General features: G+C 44.0%; 12 protein-coding genes and 1 tRNA gene. 6 read left to right on the forward strand and 7 right to left on the reverse strand.

The genetic code is table 11. The annotated features are described in order from the left end of the window. Positions 1-41 precede the first annotated feature (41 nt). Positions 42-1301, reverse strand: a complete 1260-nt coding sequence (locus D0T57_RS09470) for a glycosyltransferase (RefSeq protein ID WP_163273234.1) — start codon at positions 1299-1301, stop codon at positions 42-44. A gap of 39 nt (positions 1302-1340) precedes the next feature. Beyond that, positions 1341-3308 (reverse strand): glycogen debranching enzyme N-terminal domain-containing protein, encoded by a 1968-nt coding sequence (locus D0T57_RS09475; protein WP_163273236.1) that lies wholly within the window; start codon positions 3306-3308, stop codon positions 1341-1343. An 831-nt stretch (positions 3309-4139) separates the two neighbouring features. Here D0T57_RS09475 and D0T57_RS09480 point away from each other — a divergent pair. Next, positions 4140-5531 (forward strand): OmpP1/FadL family transporter, encoded by a 1392-nt coding sequence (locus tag D0T57_RS09480; RefSeq protein WP_163273238.1) that lies wholly within the window; start codon positions 4140-4142, stop codon positions 5529-5531. Between the two features lie 59 nt (positions 5532-5590). On the opposite strand, the gene D0T57_RS09485 is transcribed toward D0T57_RS09480, so the two are convergent. Beyond that, positions 5591-6169: a bifunctional nuclease family protein gene (locus D0T57_RS09485; protein ID WP_163273240.1), complete on the reverse strand. Its 579-nt coding sequence runs from the start codon at positions 6167-6169 to the stop codon at positions 5591-5593. A gap of 178 nt (positions 6170-6347) precedes the next feature. On the opposite strand from D0T57_RS09485, the gene D0T57_RS09490 reads away from it, so the two are divergent. Both D0T57_RS09490 and D0T57_RS09495 read left to right on the forward strand, forming a co-directional pair. Continuing rightward, on the forward strand, positions 6348-7139 hold the full coding sequence (locus D0T57_RS09490; protein ID WP_163273242.1) for an RNA methyltransferase: 792 nt from the start codon (positions 6348-6350) through the stop codon (positions 7137-7139). A 91-nt stretch (positions 7140-7230) separates the two neighbouring features. Further along, a tRNA-Leu gene (locus tag D0T57_RS09495) sits at positions 7231-7312 on the forward strand. A gap of 54 nt (positions 7313-7366) precedes the next feature. Here D0T57_RS09495 and D0T57_RS09500 read toward each other — a convergent pair. Next, the gene (locus D0T57_RS09500) at positions 7367-8005 is read right to left on the reverse strand and encodes a hypothetical protein (protein WP_163273244.1); all 639 of its coding nucleotides are present in this window, start codon (positions 8003-8005) and stop codon (positions 7367-7369) included. Positions 8006-8322: 317 nt separating this feature from the next. On the opposite strand from D0T57_RS09500, the gene D0T57_RS09505 reads away from it, so the two are divergent. Continuing rightward, positions 8323-8877 carry an NAD(P)H-dependent oxidoreductase gene (locus D0T57_RS09505; protein WP_163273246.1) on the forward strand — a complete coding sequence of 185 codons (555 nt, stop codon included), beginning with the start codon at positions 8323-8325 and terminating at the stop codon, positions 8875-8877. 24 nt (positions 8878-8901) lie between these two features. Here the strand turns inward: D0T57_RS09505 and D0T57_RS09510 are convergent, their stop codons facing one another. The 3 genes from D0T57_RS09510 to D0T57_RS09520 all read right to left on the reverse strand — a co-directional run bounded on the left by D0T57_RS09510 (position 8902) and on the right by D0T57_RS09520 (position 13706). Beyond that, positions 8902-9672, reverse strand: coding sequence for a 3'-5' exonuclease (locus D0T57_RS09510; RefSeq protein WP_163273248.1), 771 nt, complete (start codon positions 9670-9672; stop codon positions 8902-8904). A gap of 143 nt (positions 9673-9815) precedes the next feature. Next, positions 9816-10955 (reverse strand): PepSY domain-containing protein, encoded by a 1140-nt coding sequence (locus D0T57_RS09515; RefSeq protein ID WP_163273250.1) that lies wholly within the window; start codon positions 10953-10955, stop codon positions 9816-9818. 258 nt (positions 10956-11213) lie between these two features. Further along, positions 11214-13706 carry a TonB-dependent receptor gene (locus D0T57_RS09520; RefSeq protein ID WP_163273252.1) on the reverse strand — a complete coding sequence of 831 codons (2493 nt, stop codon included), beginning with the start codon at positions 13704-13706 and terminating at the stop codon, positions 11214-11216. A 313-nt stretch (positions 13707-14019) separates the two neighbouring features. Here D0T57_RS09520 and D0T57_RS09525 point away from each other — a divergent pair, with 313 nt between their 5' ends. Next, complete coding sequence (locus tag D0T57_RS09525) at positions 14020-15633, forward strand: CTP synthase (RefSeq protein ID WP_163273254.1); 1614 nt, start codon at positions 14020-14022, stop codon at positions 15631-15633. 21 nt (positions 15634-15654) lie between these two features. Further along, entirely contained in the window at positions 15655-17586 is a 1932-nt protein-coding gene (gene yidC, locus D0T57_RS09530; protein ID WP_163273256.1) for a membrane protein insertase YidC, read from the forward strand. Positions 17587-17621: the final 35 nt, after the last annotated feature.

Here is a 17621-nt window from a genome sequence, read left to right on the forward strand (position 1 = left end):
GTATTATTTTTTTTAAACTGAATGACATATGTATTGCTATCTTAAGGCAACAGGCTATCGTAAATATTCCTTACCTTCTGTCCTGCATATTCCCATTTTATATTATCCACTTCTGTTTTTCCTTCCCGGCTCAGAAATTCGGCCATAGCATCGTAGGTACAGATGGAATATATGGCATCTGCCATGCCCTCTACATCCCAGTAGTCTATTTTCACAGCCTTGTCGAGAATTTCAGCACATCCCGATTGCTTGGATATGATTGTGGGTATGTTGCACTGCATGGCTTCGAGAGGAGAGATGCCAAACGGTTCGGATACGGAAGGCATCACATATACATCGCTCCGTTTCAGCATTTCATATACCTGTTTTCCTTTCAGGAAGCCTGTAAAATGGAACCTGTCCGAGATTCCTTTGTTGGCGGCAAGGGTTATCATTTTTTCCATCATGTCGCCGCTCCCTGCCATTACAAACTGTATGTGGTTGGCTCTTTCGAGTACTTTGGCGGCGGCTTCCACAAAGTATTCGGGCCCTTTCTGCATAGTGATACGCCCCAGGAAGGTAACTACCTTGTCTTTGATACCCCTTTCGGGATTGATTGCCATTATCTCAGCACTGAGAGGCTCTACGGCATTGTGTACGGTAGTGACCTTTGCCGGGTCTTGATGATACTTCTCTATCACAGTTTGGCGCGTAAGGTTGCTTACACAAATGATATGGTCGGCATGGTCCATCCCGTTTTTCTCCATCTGATATACCTGTGGGTTGACATTGCCGCGGCTACGGTCGAAGTCGGTAGCATGCACATGTATCACAAGGGGTTTGCCCAGAATGTTTTTTGCATGTATTCCGGCCGGGTATGTAAGCCAGTCGTGCGAGTGTATGATATCGAAATGCTGCGACCGCGCTATTACTCCGGCTACTATAGAGTAGTTGTTGATCTCTTCCAACAGGTTGTCGGGATACCTTCCCGAAAACTCGATGCAGCCCAAATCGTTGGTATGTAAATACCTGAAGTCGGCATATATATGATTCCTCATATTATAATACTCCTGCGGATCCATGTATTTCGAAAGCCTTTCGCTCACATAGTCCCAGTTTACATCGCGCCACACCAATGGGGTATTGCATGCCCCGATGATTTTCAGAAAGCTCTGGTCTTCATCGCCCCACGGTTTGGGTATCACAAAGGTGATATCCATATCGGGTTGCATAGCCATCCCCCTAGTCAGTCCATAACTGGCTGTACCGAGCCCTCCTAATATATGGGGGGGGAATTCCCATCCAAACATCAATGCCTTCATATATGTCTTATCTAAATAATTCTAACTTATTTACTCAAATCAATATTCGTCTGCAAACGACTGCTGTATGTCCAATGCCCGCAGCACACCTGCTATGTTTATGGCATACGATATAGGCCCGTGCCCGAAATAAGGGATGCTGCCGTCGTACAATGCCGACAACGACCCTATACAGTCGTTCGACATTTCTTCTTCTATGCCAATGAGTAGCCTGTCGAGGAACGAATAGCCACTACGCTGGAATATCTTGAGGTATGCCTCTAGGTACGAAGCTAGTAGCCACGGCCATGCTGCACCATTGTAGCAGCTATATACACGGTCGACAAGCGATCCTTCGACACGAGGCCTGAACCCGATGCTTTTCGGGCTAAGGGTACGTAGCCCCTTGGCTGTAAGCAGCTCTTTGGTTACGATGTCTATTATCGACTTGCTTTGCCGTTTGTCCAGCAACGGATAGTCGCTTGCTATAGCCAGAAGCATGTTGGGGCGTACACTCCAGTCTACATAATTGCCTACTACATAGTCGTAGAGGTAGCCGCCATCGTTGAGGAAGACTTCGAGAAACGATGCCTTCACTATTTCGGCGTTCGCAGTCATTTTTTTCTCCAGTTTCTCATCTTGCAGGTGGTGCGCAATGTCGCGGTTAAACATCAGTGCACTGTACCACGCTGCGTTGACCTCTACCAATAGTCCTGTTCGCGGAGGCCTTGCTTCGCGCGGACTGTCGGCATGGTGCATCCAGCTTGGGTTGCCGATATTGCTATCTACACTCAGCAAGCCATTGGCAAGGGGGGTGAGTTCCGGATGATTGCCCTCTTGTATGAATGCAACCAACCGGTTGACCAGCGAGGCGTATTTTGCATAGAAACGCTCGTGGTCGTATTCCGAAAATTTCTTCAAGTCTTTTATTATCCACAGCAAAACGTCGGCATTGCTTATGTCTTTCAGGAAGCCCGACACAGGTTCGCCTTTCATGAAGGCTTCTATTGCCGGTATGGCGGTATCCATTATTTGCTCGAATGCTTCGGGACGTTCTATCCCCAGTGTCAAACCCGGAAGAGCCATGAATTGTTCACGGGCAGTAACTTTTCCGTAAGGATAACCATTGAGCAGGTAAAGCTCGTCTGCCGATGGACGGAAGTAAAACTGGTGTCCTGAGTTCTTCAGGCAGTTGTAGAAAGAAGACCGTGGTGTACGGTTTTTTATTCCTTCTTCGAAAAGGCTGAGCAGGTTGGCTGTGTCGGCAGTTGTATCGCTGGCCGAGAATATGATGGATTCTCCTTTTTCGATCGGCAATTCGAAGTATCCGGGTACGTAAAGGTCTTCTTTGTAAGGCAAGCCCGCCATTTTATCTTCTTCGTATTCTATGCCTTTGTACCAGCTTGGGTGGAATATGAATTTAGCCTCTTTGTTGAACTGCATGAAGAGTTCGGGATAACCGCTGTACATACACATACTTATACCGTTTTCCACTTCTTTGTAGCCGTGTTCGGCAACTGTATTTTCTTCGGTCAACTGGTTTATTTCGCGGAAAGCGAGGAAGGGCCTGAACCGTATTGTGGTAGGCGAATGGGCATCGAGCAGCGTATAGCGTATGTAGATGGTGTTTCCGTTGAGCGAGAACATTTTTTCTTTGGCCAGCACTACGCCTCCTACCCTATAGATGGTCTGAGGGAGTGACTCACAGTTGAATTCGCGGATATATTTATGTCCCATCGGGCTATAATTATTGCCGTCGTATTTGTGAATCCCCAGATTAAATTCGGCTCCATGCTGGATAACTGTTTCGTCGAAAGACGAAAGGAGGACATGGTTAGAGTTGTCGAGCTTGGGTACAGGCATCACCAACAATCCATGTTGCTTGCGGGTATTGCATTCCACCAGAGTGGTGCAATGGTAAGCCCCGCGCCGGTTGGTACGCAGTATTTCCCGCTTGAGGGAATACTCCAGATTGACCATGCGGCTTTTGTCAAATTTCAGATAGGTATTTGTTTTATTGTATTCCATATTACTAACAGTTTATCCTGTTTACGTGGATATTAAACGAGTTTTTTTATTTGTTTTTAAAGATAAGAAAAATGTTAAACCAACAGCATTGCCTCCAAGATGTTTATTAACATACAAAATTGAGATATAAAAATAAAGAAAATTATGTATTGATGCGAATGGAAAGAGGAAAAGTTTATCTATATAGCACCTCACTCCCCGCTCTCTCCAAAGGGAGAGAGAGCCGCAAGCCACGACAAGGGAGAGGAAAAGTAACAATAAGAAAGTAATGAGAAGGTGTTACATGTGTTACTTTTTAGAGATACAAGATACCAGTAGACGAGTTAACGAGTTGGTTTCTGATAAAATATGAACTTGTATCTCGTACCTTGTCTACTTGTATCTAAAGAAAAAGTAACAATAAGAAAGTAACGAAAAGATGTTACATGTGTTACTTTTTATCACCTCACTCCCCGCTCTCTCCAAAGGGAGAGAGGGCTGCAAGCCACGACAAGGGAGAGGAAAGCAACGGATATTCTCTCTGTCATCCTGAAACGTAGTTGAAGGATCTCTTGCATCAAAAGTATTGGAGGGTCGAGATGTTTCGTTCCTCTCAGCATGACAGAGAGAGTATAACCAGAGCTTAACAAGCCGAAGGGAGGGGAAGTAGAGCGGCGTAAGCAAAATTCAAGGCGAATATTAGTTGCATAGACAACAATATATTGATAATCAGCAATATAAATACTGATTTTTAAGCTGGTTTCTTTTGAAACTAATTTATTACTTCTATCTTTGCTGCGTTTTAAATACTGGCTATGTAATCAGGTCTTTGACCGTAAATTAATTATTATAATGAATAAAGTTAAATCAGGATTGTTAACCTTACTGTTTTCGTCAGCCATCCTTCAATCTTTTGCAGGGGGTATATTGACCAATACCAACCAAAGTGCACACTTCATACGTATGGTGGCGCGCGATGCTTCGCTCGAAATAGACGCTGCATACACCAATCCCGCCGGATTGGGAGTTAAGCTTGAAGATGGGTTTCACTTTGCATTTACCAACCAAAGTGCATTCCAGACCCGTACCATAACTTCTACTTATCCATTGTTTGCCGGATTTGGCGGCAACGATACAAAGGTATATAAAGGAAAAGCTTCGGCTCCGATTATCCCAAGCTTGCAGGCTGCTTACAAAACCGGCAAATGGGTATTGTCGGGTAATCTTGCCGTATCGGGTGGTGGAGGAAAGGCTACATTTAATGATGGCTTGCCTTCGTTCGAATCGCAACTTTCGGCTATCCCTGCATTGTTGTCGAGCATGCAAGTGCCTACATCCCAATATTCGGTAGATACTTACATGAGGGGGTCTTCTTTCATCTATGGCGCTCAATTGGGGGGAAGCTATGCAATCAACGATATGTTTTCGGTGTATGCCGGTTTTCGTCTCAACATAGTAAACAACGGCTATGAGGGCTATCTGAAAAACGTGAAGATAAATCCGAAACATCCGCTGCTAAACCCTAATGGAGATATGATGTCTGCCGAAGGCTTTTTCAATGCTGCAGGAATGACAGATTATGCAAACATGGTTGCCGACAGGGAAATTGATAATTCTCAGTCGGGATGGGGAGTAAATCCTATCCTCGGCCTGAACTTCAATTATAAGAACCTGAATATAGGTATGAAATATGAGTTTAAGACATCTCTCGATATCGAAAGTAAGACTGTAGACGGAAAAGATGGCGGACTTGAGCAGTTTAAGCATGGAGTAAATACGCCACACGACATACCAGCCTTGTTTACAGTAGGTGCTTCGTACCAGATAACTCCAAACCTGCTGGCCAGCGTTGGTTATCACCATTTCTTCGATTCGGACGCAAAGATGGCCGATGACAAGCAAAAGCATATCAATGGGGGAACAAATGAGTATCTTTTCGGTCTCGAATATCAGATAGACAGAATATTTCTGGTGAGTGCCGGAGGACAGATAACTCGTTATGGAGTGACTGATGCTTATCAGAAAGACTTGAGTTTCTCTATCAATTCTTATTCTATAGGATTTGGTGGCGCAGCAAAGGTGGCTCCAAAGGTAAGAATCAATGTCGGTTATTTCTGGACAACTTATTCAGACTGGACAAAAGACGTTAATCCGTATGTAAGCATGGTTCCTGCTATGGCAGGCAAAGATGTATTCTCGCGCACCAATAAGGTGTTTGCTGCCGGGGTAGATTTTTCGTTCTAACGGGAACGCTAATCATATCAGGATAAGAGCCTTGAAGACACTTTGTTTCAGGGCTTTTATCATTCTTTCTTTCGCAGTTCGTCGCGGATTAAAGATGCAAGTTCGTAATCTTCGCCGGCTACGGCATCGTTGAGCAGGGATTCCAGTTCGTTTTTGTCGAGCAAGGAATAATCGAGGGCGAAATCGCTCTTTTCTTCTTCCAGACTGTTGTCGTCGTTGTTTCCTTCATCAAATATCACACCTTGCATTTGCATTATCAGTTCGGTGGTATATATAGGCGACTTTGTTCTTAGGGCGATGGCTATGGCATCTGACGTACGCGATTCTATTTCTATATGCTGTTCTCCTTGTACCAATCTTATTTTTGAGAAGAACACGCCATTATCGTACTTGTATATTTCTACCTCGCTCAACCGGATATTGAGTTCGCCAAGAAGAGTCTTGAAGAGGTCGTGAGTCAACGGCCTGGGCGGAACTGAGCCTTGTAGCTGGAAGGCAATAGACTGGGCTTCGGGGGCACCTACGACAACCATAAGCCTTCTGAGACCTTCTTCTTCGGCCAATACGAGCCCGTAGGCTCCCGACTGAGTCTGATTGAATGAAAAACCTAATACCGATAATCGTACTTTCTTGCTCATGGCGAATGTAAGGATAAAAGAAATATTGTTTATATAGTATAAAAATAACGATTTATTTCATTTGGCTCGACGAAAAAGACTCGTTTTTAAGCATAATTAAAATAATGTATAAAATTACAAGAATTTCGGATTTATCGGGTCATATTGTATATTTTTGTTGTTCGAAATATAAGGAAATATGGAGAAGATAACCAGCCTGCAAAACCTAAGGATAAAGAATATCGTTAAGCTTGCAAAGGCGAAAGAGCGGAGGTCGCAAGGCCTGTTTATAATAGAAGGGGCAAGAGAACTGAGCCTTGCTCTTATGGCAGGGTATAAATTAGACTCCGTCTTTATTTGTCCCGAACTGTTTGAGAAAACAGATTACCCGGATGTATTGAATAGTATTGAGCAAGATAAGATATATGAGGTGTCGGAGGCTGTGTTCGAAAAGATTGCTTACCGCGAAGGTTCGGACGGGCTGCTGGCATTGGCAAAGCCCCGCAAACATGGGCTGGAAAATCTGGAGTTGTCGGCCAATCCTTTTGTTATTGTTCTCGAAGCTGTAGAAAAGCCCGGCAACTTGGGTGCTATACTACGTACGGCCGACGCGGCACAGGTGGATGCTGTAATAATCTGCGATCCGGCAACCGATTTGTATAATCCGAATGTAATACGGTCGGGGGTAGGGTGCTTGTTTACGGTACAGACTGCGGTATGCGGGTCGGAAGAAGCGTTTGCTTATTTACAAAAGAATAACATAAGGACATTTGCTGCCGAACTAACTGCTTCGAACTGGTATCAGGATACTGATTTCGCAAAGCCTTCGGCTATTATCATGGGTACGGAAGCTGATGGGCTTACGGACTTTTGGCTTTCGAGTGCCGATGCGAGGATAAAGATACCTATGAGGGGAAAGATAGATTCGCTGAATGTTTCTGTATCTACAGCCGTGCTTACTTTTGAGGCTATGAGACAGCGGGGATTTTGAAAATTGTTGTAGTTTCGTGATATTTCTTTTTCAAAGTATTGTTTTCAAGAAAAATAATTTTACCTTTGTACCCGCTAACGCATTTTTAGCCGCGGATGTGGCGTAATTGGTAGCCGCGCCAGACTTAGGATCTGGTGCCGTGAGGCGTGGGGGTTCGAGTCCCTTCATCCGCACTGAGAGCGACAAATTGAAGATTTCTTCTTTTTGTCGCTTTTTTTGATATTCAACTAATGTCTTTTTATTTTTGATAAAATAAAAGGAATAATGGCAAAAAGTACAAATGCGATTACAATACGTCTTAACCAATATGCTTCTTCCCAAAATTTTGAAAAAGATGACTTTTTTATCCATTTGTCAATCTCGTTTTCATATCTGAAAAACTGAACATTATCTACCTTATCTTTTTGGTACAAAATAAAAACAGAATCATTTACGTTAAATGGCGGAATCAATGAATAATCCTTTTGGGCAACATGGTATTTGCCTCCAGGTATAAGGAATTGACCATATACAGTTGAATACATGTTTCGAGTTGCTGTGTGAAATTCTATATATTCTACTATACCTTTTGTAATGGTGTAATTTTCAAGCAGGCTATCCGTCCTATTTTTTGTGTCTAAATAAGAAAATGAGGAAAATGTAACAACAAAGACAGTCATCATAATTGAGTCAATGATATGTTCTGTATTATTTTCTGCTACCAAATAACAAAAAGTAGCAAATAGAAAAGGGAGTGTGATTGGGAAATAAGAATATTCATAGATAGTGCAGCAAATAAAATAAATGAATGTCAAAATGTAAGTTGCAAATCCAATACGTTTAAGTGTTTTGGGGTTTATTTTTTTTAAGACAGAAGTAATGCTCATAGTAATATGGAGATAATTCACATTCCAGATATAGTTCTATTTTACAAAGATACATTCAAACTTCATAAACTCAATAACCTTTACAAAGTCCTCTATAAGTGTCCAATAATCTGATACCCCTTCGCACTGAGAGCGACAAATTGAAGATTTCTTCTGTTTGTCGCTTTTTTCATTTCTATAACTTACTATTTCTACCCCTTTAAACCAGTCGAGGCACCCCTCTAATTAATATTTAGCCATCAGGTCGGTGAACTTTATGCGACCGTGAAATGTTAACATACATAATAACTAATGTCACACATTATCACAAAAACGCAATGGAACTAGAAAACATGAGAGAGAAGAATAAGGTTGTCATCTTATTAGCGCATCCCAACTTCGACGAATCACAAGCAAACAAAGAATTGCTCGATGCCGTTTACAATCCGGCTGAAGTAGAGTTGTACAACCTGTACAGCGAAAAAGAATACTCGGTAGCCGAATGGGCCACGATAATGACAAGGGCATCGTCTGTTATACTCCAATTCCCTTTCTATTGGATGGCTGCCCCTTCGAAGCTTAAAGAATGGCAGGATACCGTTTTGAATACACTTGCCAAAACTCCTGCAATATCGGGCAAGCCTTGCACGGTGGTGACTACTACCGGCTGGAGCCAGGACTCGTACCGTAGCGGAGGCAAAGTAGGCTTCACGGTCGACGAACTGCTGCGCCCCTATCAGGCTGGCGTTACATACGCAGGTATGGTATGGAAATCGCCATTGATAGTATATGGCATAGGCACATCCAACTCGGCAAAGAATATATCTATCGGAGTGGAGCAATATAAGAATATTGTAAACCAATATATACAGACCTCGCAAGAAATCTGGTAATATCGCCGCTTTGCAAAACGGCGGTTACTTCTGCATTTCCCGCAACTTGATTTTGGTAAGGGCCTGCTTGGTATTAAGTGGAAAATCGGCATCCATCATCCATGCGTAGAAGCTAGGCTCTTTTTTCAGCACTTCTACTACGGGTTTTCCCTTGTGTTTGCCAAAATTGAATACCTCCACGCCGTTTTCGTCGAGGATGATACGTCCGGCAAGGTCTACATTATTGTTGAAGAATGAAAATTCGGAAGCGAGTTTCTCCACATCGTTCTCCAGGTCGGGATACTTGTCAAGCTGTGCCTTCAATACTTCGTAGGTTGCTTTAGTATCTGCTTCGGCAGAGTGAGCGTCAGTCAACTCCTTGTCGCAATAGAACCTGTATGCAGCCTCAAGCGTGCGCTGTTCCTTTTTGTGGAAAATAATCTGTACATCTATCATTTTCCTTTTGCTGAAATCTATATCGACCCCTGCACGCAGAAATTCTTCTGCAAGCAACGGTACGTCGAACCGGCTGGAATTGAACCCTGCAAGGTCGCAACCTTCCATTTGTGTAGCCAGTGATTTGGCTATCTGTTTGAAGGTAGGTTCATCTTTTACATCTTCATCGGATATGCCGTGTATGGCTGTTGCTCCCGGAGGTATAGGCATTTCGGGATTCAGCCTTTTGGTTTTTATCTCCTCTTTGCCGTTGGGATACACTTTGAGGTACGATATTTCTACGATACGGTCTTTTGCCGTGTCGGTACCTGTGGTTTCGAGGTCGAAGAAGATGAGCGGGTTCTTTAGGTTTAATTCCATTGGTTACAATATATTTTGCTTTTTGCAAAGGTACATCTTTGAATTTGAATAATAAGAGCCTGATTAAATTTTAGCGAAAATATTTCTTATAAGTTCTTTAGTATAGTTCTTAGCAACTTTTTTATGCTCTTTTTAGATAAATTTCATGGTTTGCCCCCAACCGGGCTCTTATTCTTTTTCCTTTTAACAAAAAACATATAATATCCGGTCAATGGCAGGCTTGCACCTATAAGGGCGCATATACAGGTAAATATTTTCGACCAGATGCCCCAGTAATTCCCTGTGTGCAGCGAATATACCCATGCCCATACCTGTGTAGCCTTTTCCTGATCTTTAAACAATGTTGCTTCTGTTATTTCACCGCTTTTTTTATCAAACTTATAGGTATCTGTAGCACGCGAAGTATATGACGACCGAAGATGTACAGCGGCTGTGCCGTCTTGTACCTTTATATATTCGTAGCCGGGATTGGATGCCGACAAGCTATCGAACACCGCTTGCCACTGGGCAGTATTTGTTTCTCTTTTTTCTTTCTTGTCTTCACCTTTGCCTCTTTTGCCCTGTCCTTGATTTTGTCCGCGTCCTTGCCCTTGTCCACCGTGTCCCTGTTCTTGTTTTATTTCTGCGCCAAACAGTTTGAATACTCCGTTGCGGTACCAGTCGAACGACCACACCATCCCGGTGAGGGCACAGATGAGCAGGATGAGGCAGGCATATACGCCAAGCACATTGTGAAGGTCGTAGAATAGGCGTTTCTTCCCCTTGCGGTACTGAATCTTAAAGCGGCTCTTGTTCATCTTGCGCGGCATCCATACTATAAGTCCGCTGATAAGGATAAATACAAGCAGCAGGGTAGAGATGCCTACGGTATATTTGCCCCATGTACGGCTGCCGTCCATCAGCCAGCGGTGCAAAGTCATAACAGTGAAAAACGGGCTTTCCCTGAATTTGTAGTAACCTGTGATTTGGCCTGTGTATTGGTTTACGAAAGCTGTTTCGCGGAATCCTTTGGCGAGGGTCATGCTGTAGGTACGTCCGCGGTCGTGCGATACCTGTACCGATGCTACGGTGTTTGTATCCATCTGTGCATTCACCATCGGTATCAGTTCATCCAGTGGGATAGGATTGCCAGTTGTTTCTTTTACAAAATAATGGGATGGATTTGCCAGTTCGAGTATTTCGTCCTGAAAGACGAGTATCGCCCCGGTGAGGCAGACGATTGTTATGATTATCCCGGTAGGGATGGAAAGCCACCTGTGAAGCTTTTTGAGAAATTTTCGCATAATATATTATTTATCTTTCTAGTTTAGTTTGTTTTTAGACTCAAAAAAAGTTCCGATGTTTAATGGGTTCAGCAAAAAACATCGGAACGAACTATCATCAAAGTTAAGTAATTCTTTAATCTAAAATATTCATGAGCGCCTACTCAAGATTAAATCAACTATCATCGGTTACAAAGGTCGCATATATCCGTCATTCCTGCAATCGCAATAAATAGCGATATTTCAGTGTCCGGCTAATAATAAATAGTGATTAGTCGCTTAGAAGCGGTACGATACCACTGCCGCAAAATTGCGGGGGTCTATCTGGTTGATAAATCCGCCACGGTAATAGGAGTTGTAGCCTATCTCGTCGAATATGTTGTTGAAGAACACGCGCGCCGTTACCTTGTTGTAGGTATAGCCCAACTGGGCGTTTATGGTGGTGTATGCCGGCATGTCGAATGGTTTGGTTCCTGTAGGTGAGCCGTGTCCGTCGGGCGATAGGCTGTATTCGTTTACAGGGCGGTCGCCTACATAATATACACCGACTCCGATCGACAATCCTTTCAGCACAGATTTGTCTAATTTGTATTGTATCCATCCGTTTGCTGTGTGCATAGGTGCATTCATCGGTGCCGAGCCGCTGACATACGACGGGCTGTTTTGGTATTCCGCATCCAGATAGGCATACCCCAGCATCACTTGCAGGTTTTCTAATATGCGCCCGCTCAACTCGGTTTCTATCCCGCGCCTTTTCAGGTCGCCGGCTTTGATATGGTAGCCGGTTGGCTGGTTTGTTCCTTCAACGTATTCTGTATTCGACAGGTTCTTATTTATAATGTGGAAGTATGTAAAATTGAAACGCAACCTGTTGTTCAGCCAGTCCGATTTTACGCCAAATTCCCATTGTTTCGAAACCGACGCCCCGATCCGTTCGCCGTTCGACATCAGGTTTGCCGCCGACCTCAGGTTGGTAGTGGTCGTATAAGAACCAAACAGATTTACATTTTCTAGTGGCGAAATCATCAAACCTGCCATGGGGTTCCATGCGCTCTCTGTTGTTTTGGGGCTGCTGCTTATAGCGGTTTTGTCGCTCACTATTGTTTGGGTCTTTCCGTTTCCGTCGACAATCTTATCTGTCTTTTGGTATTTCTTGATAGTTTCGTCTTCTACAGATATCGAACTGTAGCGAAGCCCTAATATGGCTTTTAGATATTTGTTGATAGTAAGCACTTCCTGCGCCATTATGCCATATGTCGATGTCTGGGTGTTGGTAATGCTTTGCCCCGGCCAGGTTACACTTTCTATCTCAGGATTTGCAATCTTGTCGGCAAGTACGTCTATCGTATCTACTGCTATAGCACCCAGCTTGCTTATGCTGCCATTCCATGCACCATAAGAGGTGCTGGCTACATCCGCCATTTTGTAGTCGAACCCAAGCTGAAATGTATGCTTCAATGTTCCTGTATATACATCGCGTCCTATCAGGTCGAGCTGGAAAGTGGAGTTTTTATCTTCTTTGTGAGAACGCGATATGCCGCGGGCCCTTTTATTCAGGTCTTGGCCTTTGATAGAACTCAACGAAGCGCTGGTATTATCGGTAGTGTTGGATGCTGCAAAATAAGCTGCCCTTACGCTGATTACGTTTGACAACTGCCTAGTCAGCCGTGCCGCATAAGTCAAAGTCTTGGTATTGTTGTTATCTGTAGCGAAACCTAAAAACTTGCTGTGAGGCATATCGTAGAGAGCTTCTGTGTCGTCGCCGGCAAGGTTTACGGTGCTGGTATATGGCGTGCTGTTGTTGTTCAGGTAATCCATTTCTACAGTTACGGTTGTCATATTATCAGGACGCCATTCTACTGACGGGTTTATATATACCTTATCCATAGACACAATGGGGCGGTAATTGTCCATGCGTTCGTAGGCGCCATTCAGGCGGAAGGCTATAGTCCGGTTCCTGTCAAGCACCGACTGTACATCGAATGTAGGGCGTACCTGTCCCCAACTGCCTGTACGGAAAGAAACTTCGCCTCCATTCACAAATTTGGGAGTTTTGGTCACAACATTGATTATACCTCCCGGACTCCCCAGGTCGTTGCCGACACCTTGTGTAATAGCTGCCGAACCCTTTATCACCTGCACGCTTTCTACCCCCTGCATATCCGATGCCAGCGAGGCCGTACGGAAATCGGAATCGACACGCACGCCATTTTTTAAGATTGGCACACCACGGTAACCACGTGTAGACAAGCTTTCGCGCACGCCGCCGTAAGAGCCGAAAAGGGTTACTCCCGGCACATTCCTTACCGCATCGGTAATGGTCAACGCACCTTGTTCGGCTATCACCTTGTCCGATATTACCGATATGCTTTGTATCTGTTCGCTAGGGCGGAGTGGCATACGGGTGATTGCATCCAGTTTTTCAGGCTGCTTGTAGCGTTCGCCGAATACTTCTACAGCCTCCAGTTGGTTGTTTTCGTTCAAAAGCAGGCGCACAGGCACCGAGTCTTGGAGCGAAAGGTCTATCTGTTGTTTGTCTGCCTGATAGCCGATAAAAGTGGCTTCGATAGTCAATACACGCTCAGGCAGGTTTTTGAAATAGAAAACGCCGTTGTCGTCGGTCAGTTTTACTTTGCCCAGCTCTTTTATTGTCACTGTGGCCGATGGGAGCGAGTTCCCGTTTTGGTCTACTACCCGTCCTTTTACCGAACCGGCAACTGCAAGTTGGATACTAATGGCTAATAATATGAGTGTAGCACATATTTTTCTCATAATTGTATATTATATATGGTTTAGAGTCTGTTTAATGATGGAGGAATAAAAAAATCCGAGCGCAAAGGTCTTGAATATCATAAGGGCGAGCAATCGCAAGATGTAATGAAACTATTCAGGCATTTTAATTATAAATAGTGATTGCGAAAGGTATTTTAACACAATGAGATGTGATTTATGAGAGCCTGTTGCAGTCTTATTTACTATAACATCAAGAGTATGTGATTTATATATTGTTAGCAAACAGTATCCAAATATTTTTCTTACTTTTGTGCTTTCTTTTTAGATTCTGAAAAATATAAAACTAAAAGCCGTGGCCGATACAAAGTATATATTTGTTACAGGTGGAGTTATTTCATCTTTAGGTAAAGGTATTATAGCCTCTTCATTAGGCAAACTACTACAAGCAAGAGGGTATAAAGTAACCATCCAAAAACTAGACCCCTACATCAACATAGACCCGGGGACGCTAAACCCTTACGAGCATGGCGAATGCTATGTTACCGTAGACGGGCATGAGGCCGACCTCGACCTGGGGCACTATGAGCGTTTCCTCAACCAGCCTACCCATAAGGACAACAACATCACTACGGGGCGCATTTACCAAAATGTAATCAACAAGGAACGTAAGGGCGACTATCTGGGCAAAACCGTGCAGATAGTACCTCATATTACCGATGAGATAAAACGCAATATCAAGATGGTAGGCACAAAATACGATTACGATTTTGTGATTACCGAGATAGGCGGCACAGTGGGCGATATAGAATCGCTTCCGTTTATAGAGAGTATCCGCCAGTTGCGTTGGGAACTGGGCAAAAACTGCCTGTGCGTGCATCTTACCTATGTGCCATACATAGCAGCAGCCAAAGAAGTGAAGACAAAACCTACCCAACACTCCGTTAAGCAACTGCAATCGGAAGGAGTACAACCCGACTTGCTGGTTCTGCGTACCGAACACACGCTCAACAAAGACATACTGCGCAAAGTAGCTTTGTTTTGCAATGTGGAGGTAGACGCCGTAGTGCAATCGGTAGACGTACCTACCATATACGAAGTGCCACTGAATATGCAAGCACAGAATATGGACGAAATCGTACTGCGTAAACTAGGTATGCCAATCGGCGAAAAACCGGCTATGCAGCCTTGGCGCGATTTCCTGAGCAAGAAGAAGAATGCAAAAGATACAGTCCGTATCGGGTTGGTAGGCAAGTATGTGGAACTGCCCGATGCTTACAAGTCGATAAACGAATCGCTGTTGCAGGCTGCCACTTACAACGAACGCAAGCTCGACCTGCAGTTTATACTTTCCGATAAGCTTACCGACGAAAATGTGGCAAATGCACTGTCGTCGATGGATGGCATTGTTATCGCTCCCGGCTTTGGGCAGCGCGGTGTGGAAGGAAAAATAACAGCCATAAAATATGCCCGCGAAAACGACATACCTACTTTTGGTATCTGTCTGGGTATGCAGTGCATGGTGATAGAATACGCCCGCAACGTATTGGGGCTGACAGAAGCCAACTCTACCGAAATGGATTCTCATACTCCGTTCAAGGTAATAGACCTGATGGAAGAGCAGAAAAATATTACCAACATGGGCGGCACAATGCGCCTCGGTGCTTACAAGTGCGAACTCGGAAAAGGCTCGCTCGTATATCAGGCATACGGTAAAAAACTGATAGAAGAACGCCACCGCCACCGTTTCGAATTTAACAACGACTTCAAAGACGACTACGAAAAGCATGGCATGAAATGCACCGGCATCAATCCCGAAATGGGCTTGGTAGAGGTAGTCGAAGTTCCGGAAAAGAAATGGTTTTTAGGAACACAGTTCCACCCCGAATACAACAGCACCGTACTTGCGCCAAACCCTCTTTTCATGAGCTTTATAAAGGCAATAACAGAAAATAAAAAGAAAGAATAATATAATTTTAGAACAAACTAAATGGATAAGAATACAATTACCGGCTTTATACTTATTGCAGTCGTAATTATAGGCTTCACATTACTAAACAGGCCTTCGCCCGAAGAGCAGTCGCGAAGACAGGAACAGCTGGAGAAAGAAACAGCCGAATATGCCCAGTTGAAAGAAGAAGAAAAAGAGGCTTCGGGCAAAGATTCGGCAAGCCAAAAACAAGCGAATCCGGTAGATGATTTCTTTGTTGCACCCGTGCAAGAGAGCGATTCGCTATCTTCTGCCATCGACTCGTTGCAGGCCACAAAAGGCGCAGAACAATTGCTTACACTGGAAAACGATAAGGTGAAAGCCGTAATCTCTACCAAAGGAGCCAAAATGGTTAGTGTGCAACTGAAAGAATATGCCCGCTACGATAAAGATTCGCTTTACCTTTTCGACAACGATGGCGATTTTGCACTGCTCCTTACCAACAAGAAAGGGAAAGTGCTATCTACCAAAGACCTGATATTTACACCGATAGAGACAGAAGATAAAAACTCTGCCATCCTGCGTTTCTCCTATGCCGAAAACCAGTATATCGACTTCACATATAAGCTTGCCGAAAACGATTATATGATGAAATACGATATCGACATGGTAGGCTTGCAACCAATGCTCGACAGGGAAAAAGCCGATATATTCGAAATACAATGGTCGCACAAAATGCGCCGTCAGGAAAAGAGCGTGAAGAACGAACAGCGTTATTCGCACCTTTCGTATAAATATATAGGCGGAGATGTCAACGAACTGAGCGCCGACAAAAACGAACAGGTAGAACTGAAAGAACCATCGAAATGGGTGGCTTTCAAAAACCAGTTCTTTGCTCCTATCCTTATTGCCGACGAAAAAATAGAAGTTGCATTGCTTGATTCGCGTGTGATGCAGACCGACGACAACAGCGAATACCTCAAAACCTGCGATGCACACCTTTTCGTCCCTGCCAAAATGGATATGGGCGAAGGACGTATGAGCACAGGGTTTACATACTACCTCGGCCCTATGTCGTACTCGTTGCTCAAAAGCTACGACGACAATGTTAGCGATGCAAGCAATCAGCTCGATTTGGACAAGCTGGTTCCACTGGGATGGACATTGTTCCGTTGGGTAAACCAATACTTCGTGATACCTGTTTTCAACTTGCTGAGAGGTACAGGGCTTTCTATGGGTCTGGTTATACTATTGCTTACCATTATCGTAAAACTTGTTATCTCCCCGTTGACATATAAGTCGTTTATGTCGTCGGCCAAGATGCGCGTCCTGCGTCCTCAGGTAGAAGAGATAAATGCCAAGTTCCCCAAACAGGAGCAGGCAATGGAAAAACAACAGGCCACAATGGCTCTCTACAATAAGGCAGGCGTCAACCCGATGAGCGGATGTATTCCGTTACTCTTGCAGATGCCTATACTGATCGCCTTGTTCCAGTTCTTCCCCAATGCGATAGAGCTGCGCCAGCAAAGCTTCCTTTGGGCAAAAGACCTGTCTACATACGATGCTATTATAGAATGGGGTACGCATATCCCGCTGATAGGCACGCATATAAGCTTGTTCTGTATATTGATGACTGTGACCAATATCATCTATACCAAGTTCAATATGGAAATGACCAATACAGGACAGCAGCAAATGCCGGGTATGAAATGGATGATGTATCTCATGCCGTTGATATTCCTGTTTATGTTGAACGATTTCCCTTCGGGGCTTACATACTACTACTTCCTTTCATTATTGATTACAATCTTGTTGACAATAGCATTCCGCTACATGATAAATGAAGACAAAGTGCTTGCAAAACTGGAGGCTAACAAAGCCAAGCCTAAAAAGAAATCGGGCTTTATGGCTCGCCTCGAAGAAGCGCAACGCATCCAGCAACAACAAATGAAGGAAAAGAACAAAACGAATAGTACGAAGAAAAAAAGATAGTCGCAAGACATATATATTGTGAATAAAGGCAGCCG

Origin of the sequence: Dysgonomonas sp. 511, from assembly GCF_010501105.1 — a bacterium.
GTDB lineage: Bacteria > Bacteroidota > Bacteroidia > Bacteroidales > Dysgonomonadaceae > Dysgonomonas.

Coding starts and splice junctions, on each gene's coding strand:
- D0T57_RS09520 (WP_163273252.1), bottom strand. CDS start 13,706: ATGAGAAAAATATGTGCTACACTCATATTATTAGCCATTAGTATCCAA.
- D0T57_RS09515 (WP_163273250.1), bottom strand. CDS start 10,955: ATGCGAAAATTTCTCAAAAAGCTTCACAGGTGGCTTTCCATCCCTACC.
- D0T57_RS09505 (WP_163273246.1), top strand. CDS start 8,323: ATGGAACTAGAAAACATGAGAGAGAAGAATAAGGTTGTCATCTTATTA.
- D0T57_RS09485 (WP_163273240.1), bottom strand. CDS start 6,169: ATGAGCAAGAAAGTACGATTATCGGTATTAGGTTTTTCATTCAATCAG.
- D0T57_RS09475 (WP_163273236.1), bottom strand. CDS start 3,308: ATGGAATACAATAAAACAAATACCTATCTGAAATTTGACAAAAGCCGC.
- yidC (WP_163273256.1), top strand. CDS start 15,655: ATGGATAAGAATACAATTACCGGCTTTATACTTATTGCAGTCGTAATT.
- D0T57_RS09470 (WP_163273234.1), bottom strand. CDS start 1,301: ATGAAGGCATTGATGTTTGGATGGGAATTCCCCCCCCATATATTAGGA.
- D0T57_RS09480 (WP_163273238.1), top strand. CDS start 4,140: ATGAATAAAGTTAAATCAGGATTGTTAACCTTACTGTTTTCGTCAGCC.
- D0T57_RS09490 (WP_163273242.1), top strand. CDS start 6,348: ATGGAGAAGATAACCAGCCTGCAAAACCTAAGGATAAAGAATATCGTT.
- D0T57_RS09500 (WP_163273244.1), bottom strand. CDS start 8,005: ATGAGCATTACTTCTGTCTTAAAAAAAATAAACCCCAAAACACTTAAA.
- D0T57_RS09510 (WP_163273248.1), bottom strand. CDS start 9,672: ATGGAATTAAACCTAAAGAACCCGCTCATCTTCTTCGACCTCGAAACC.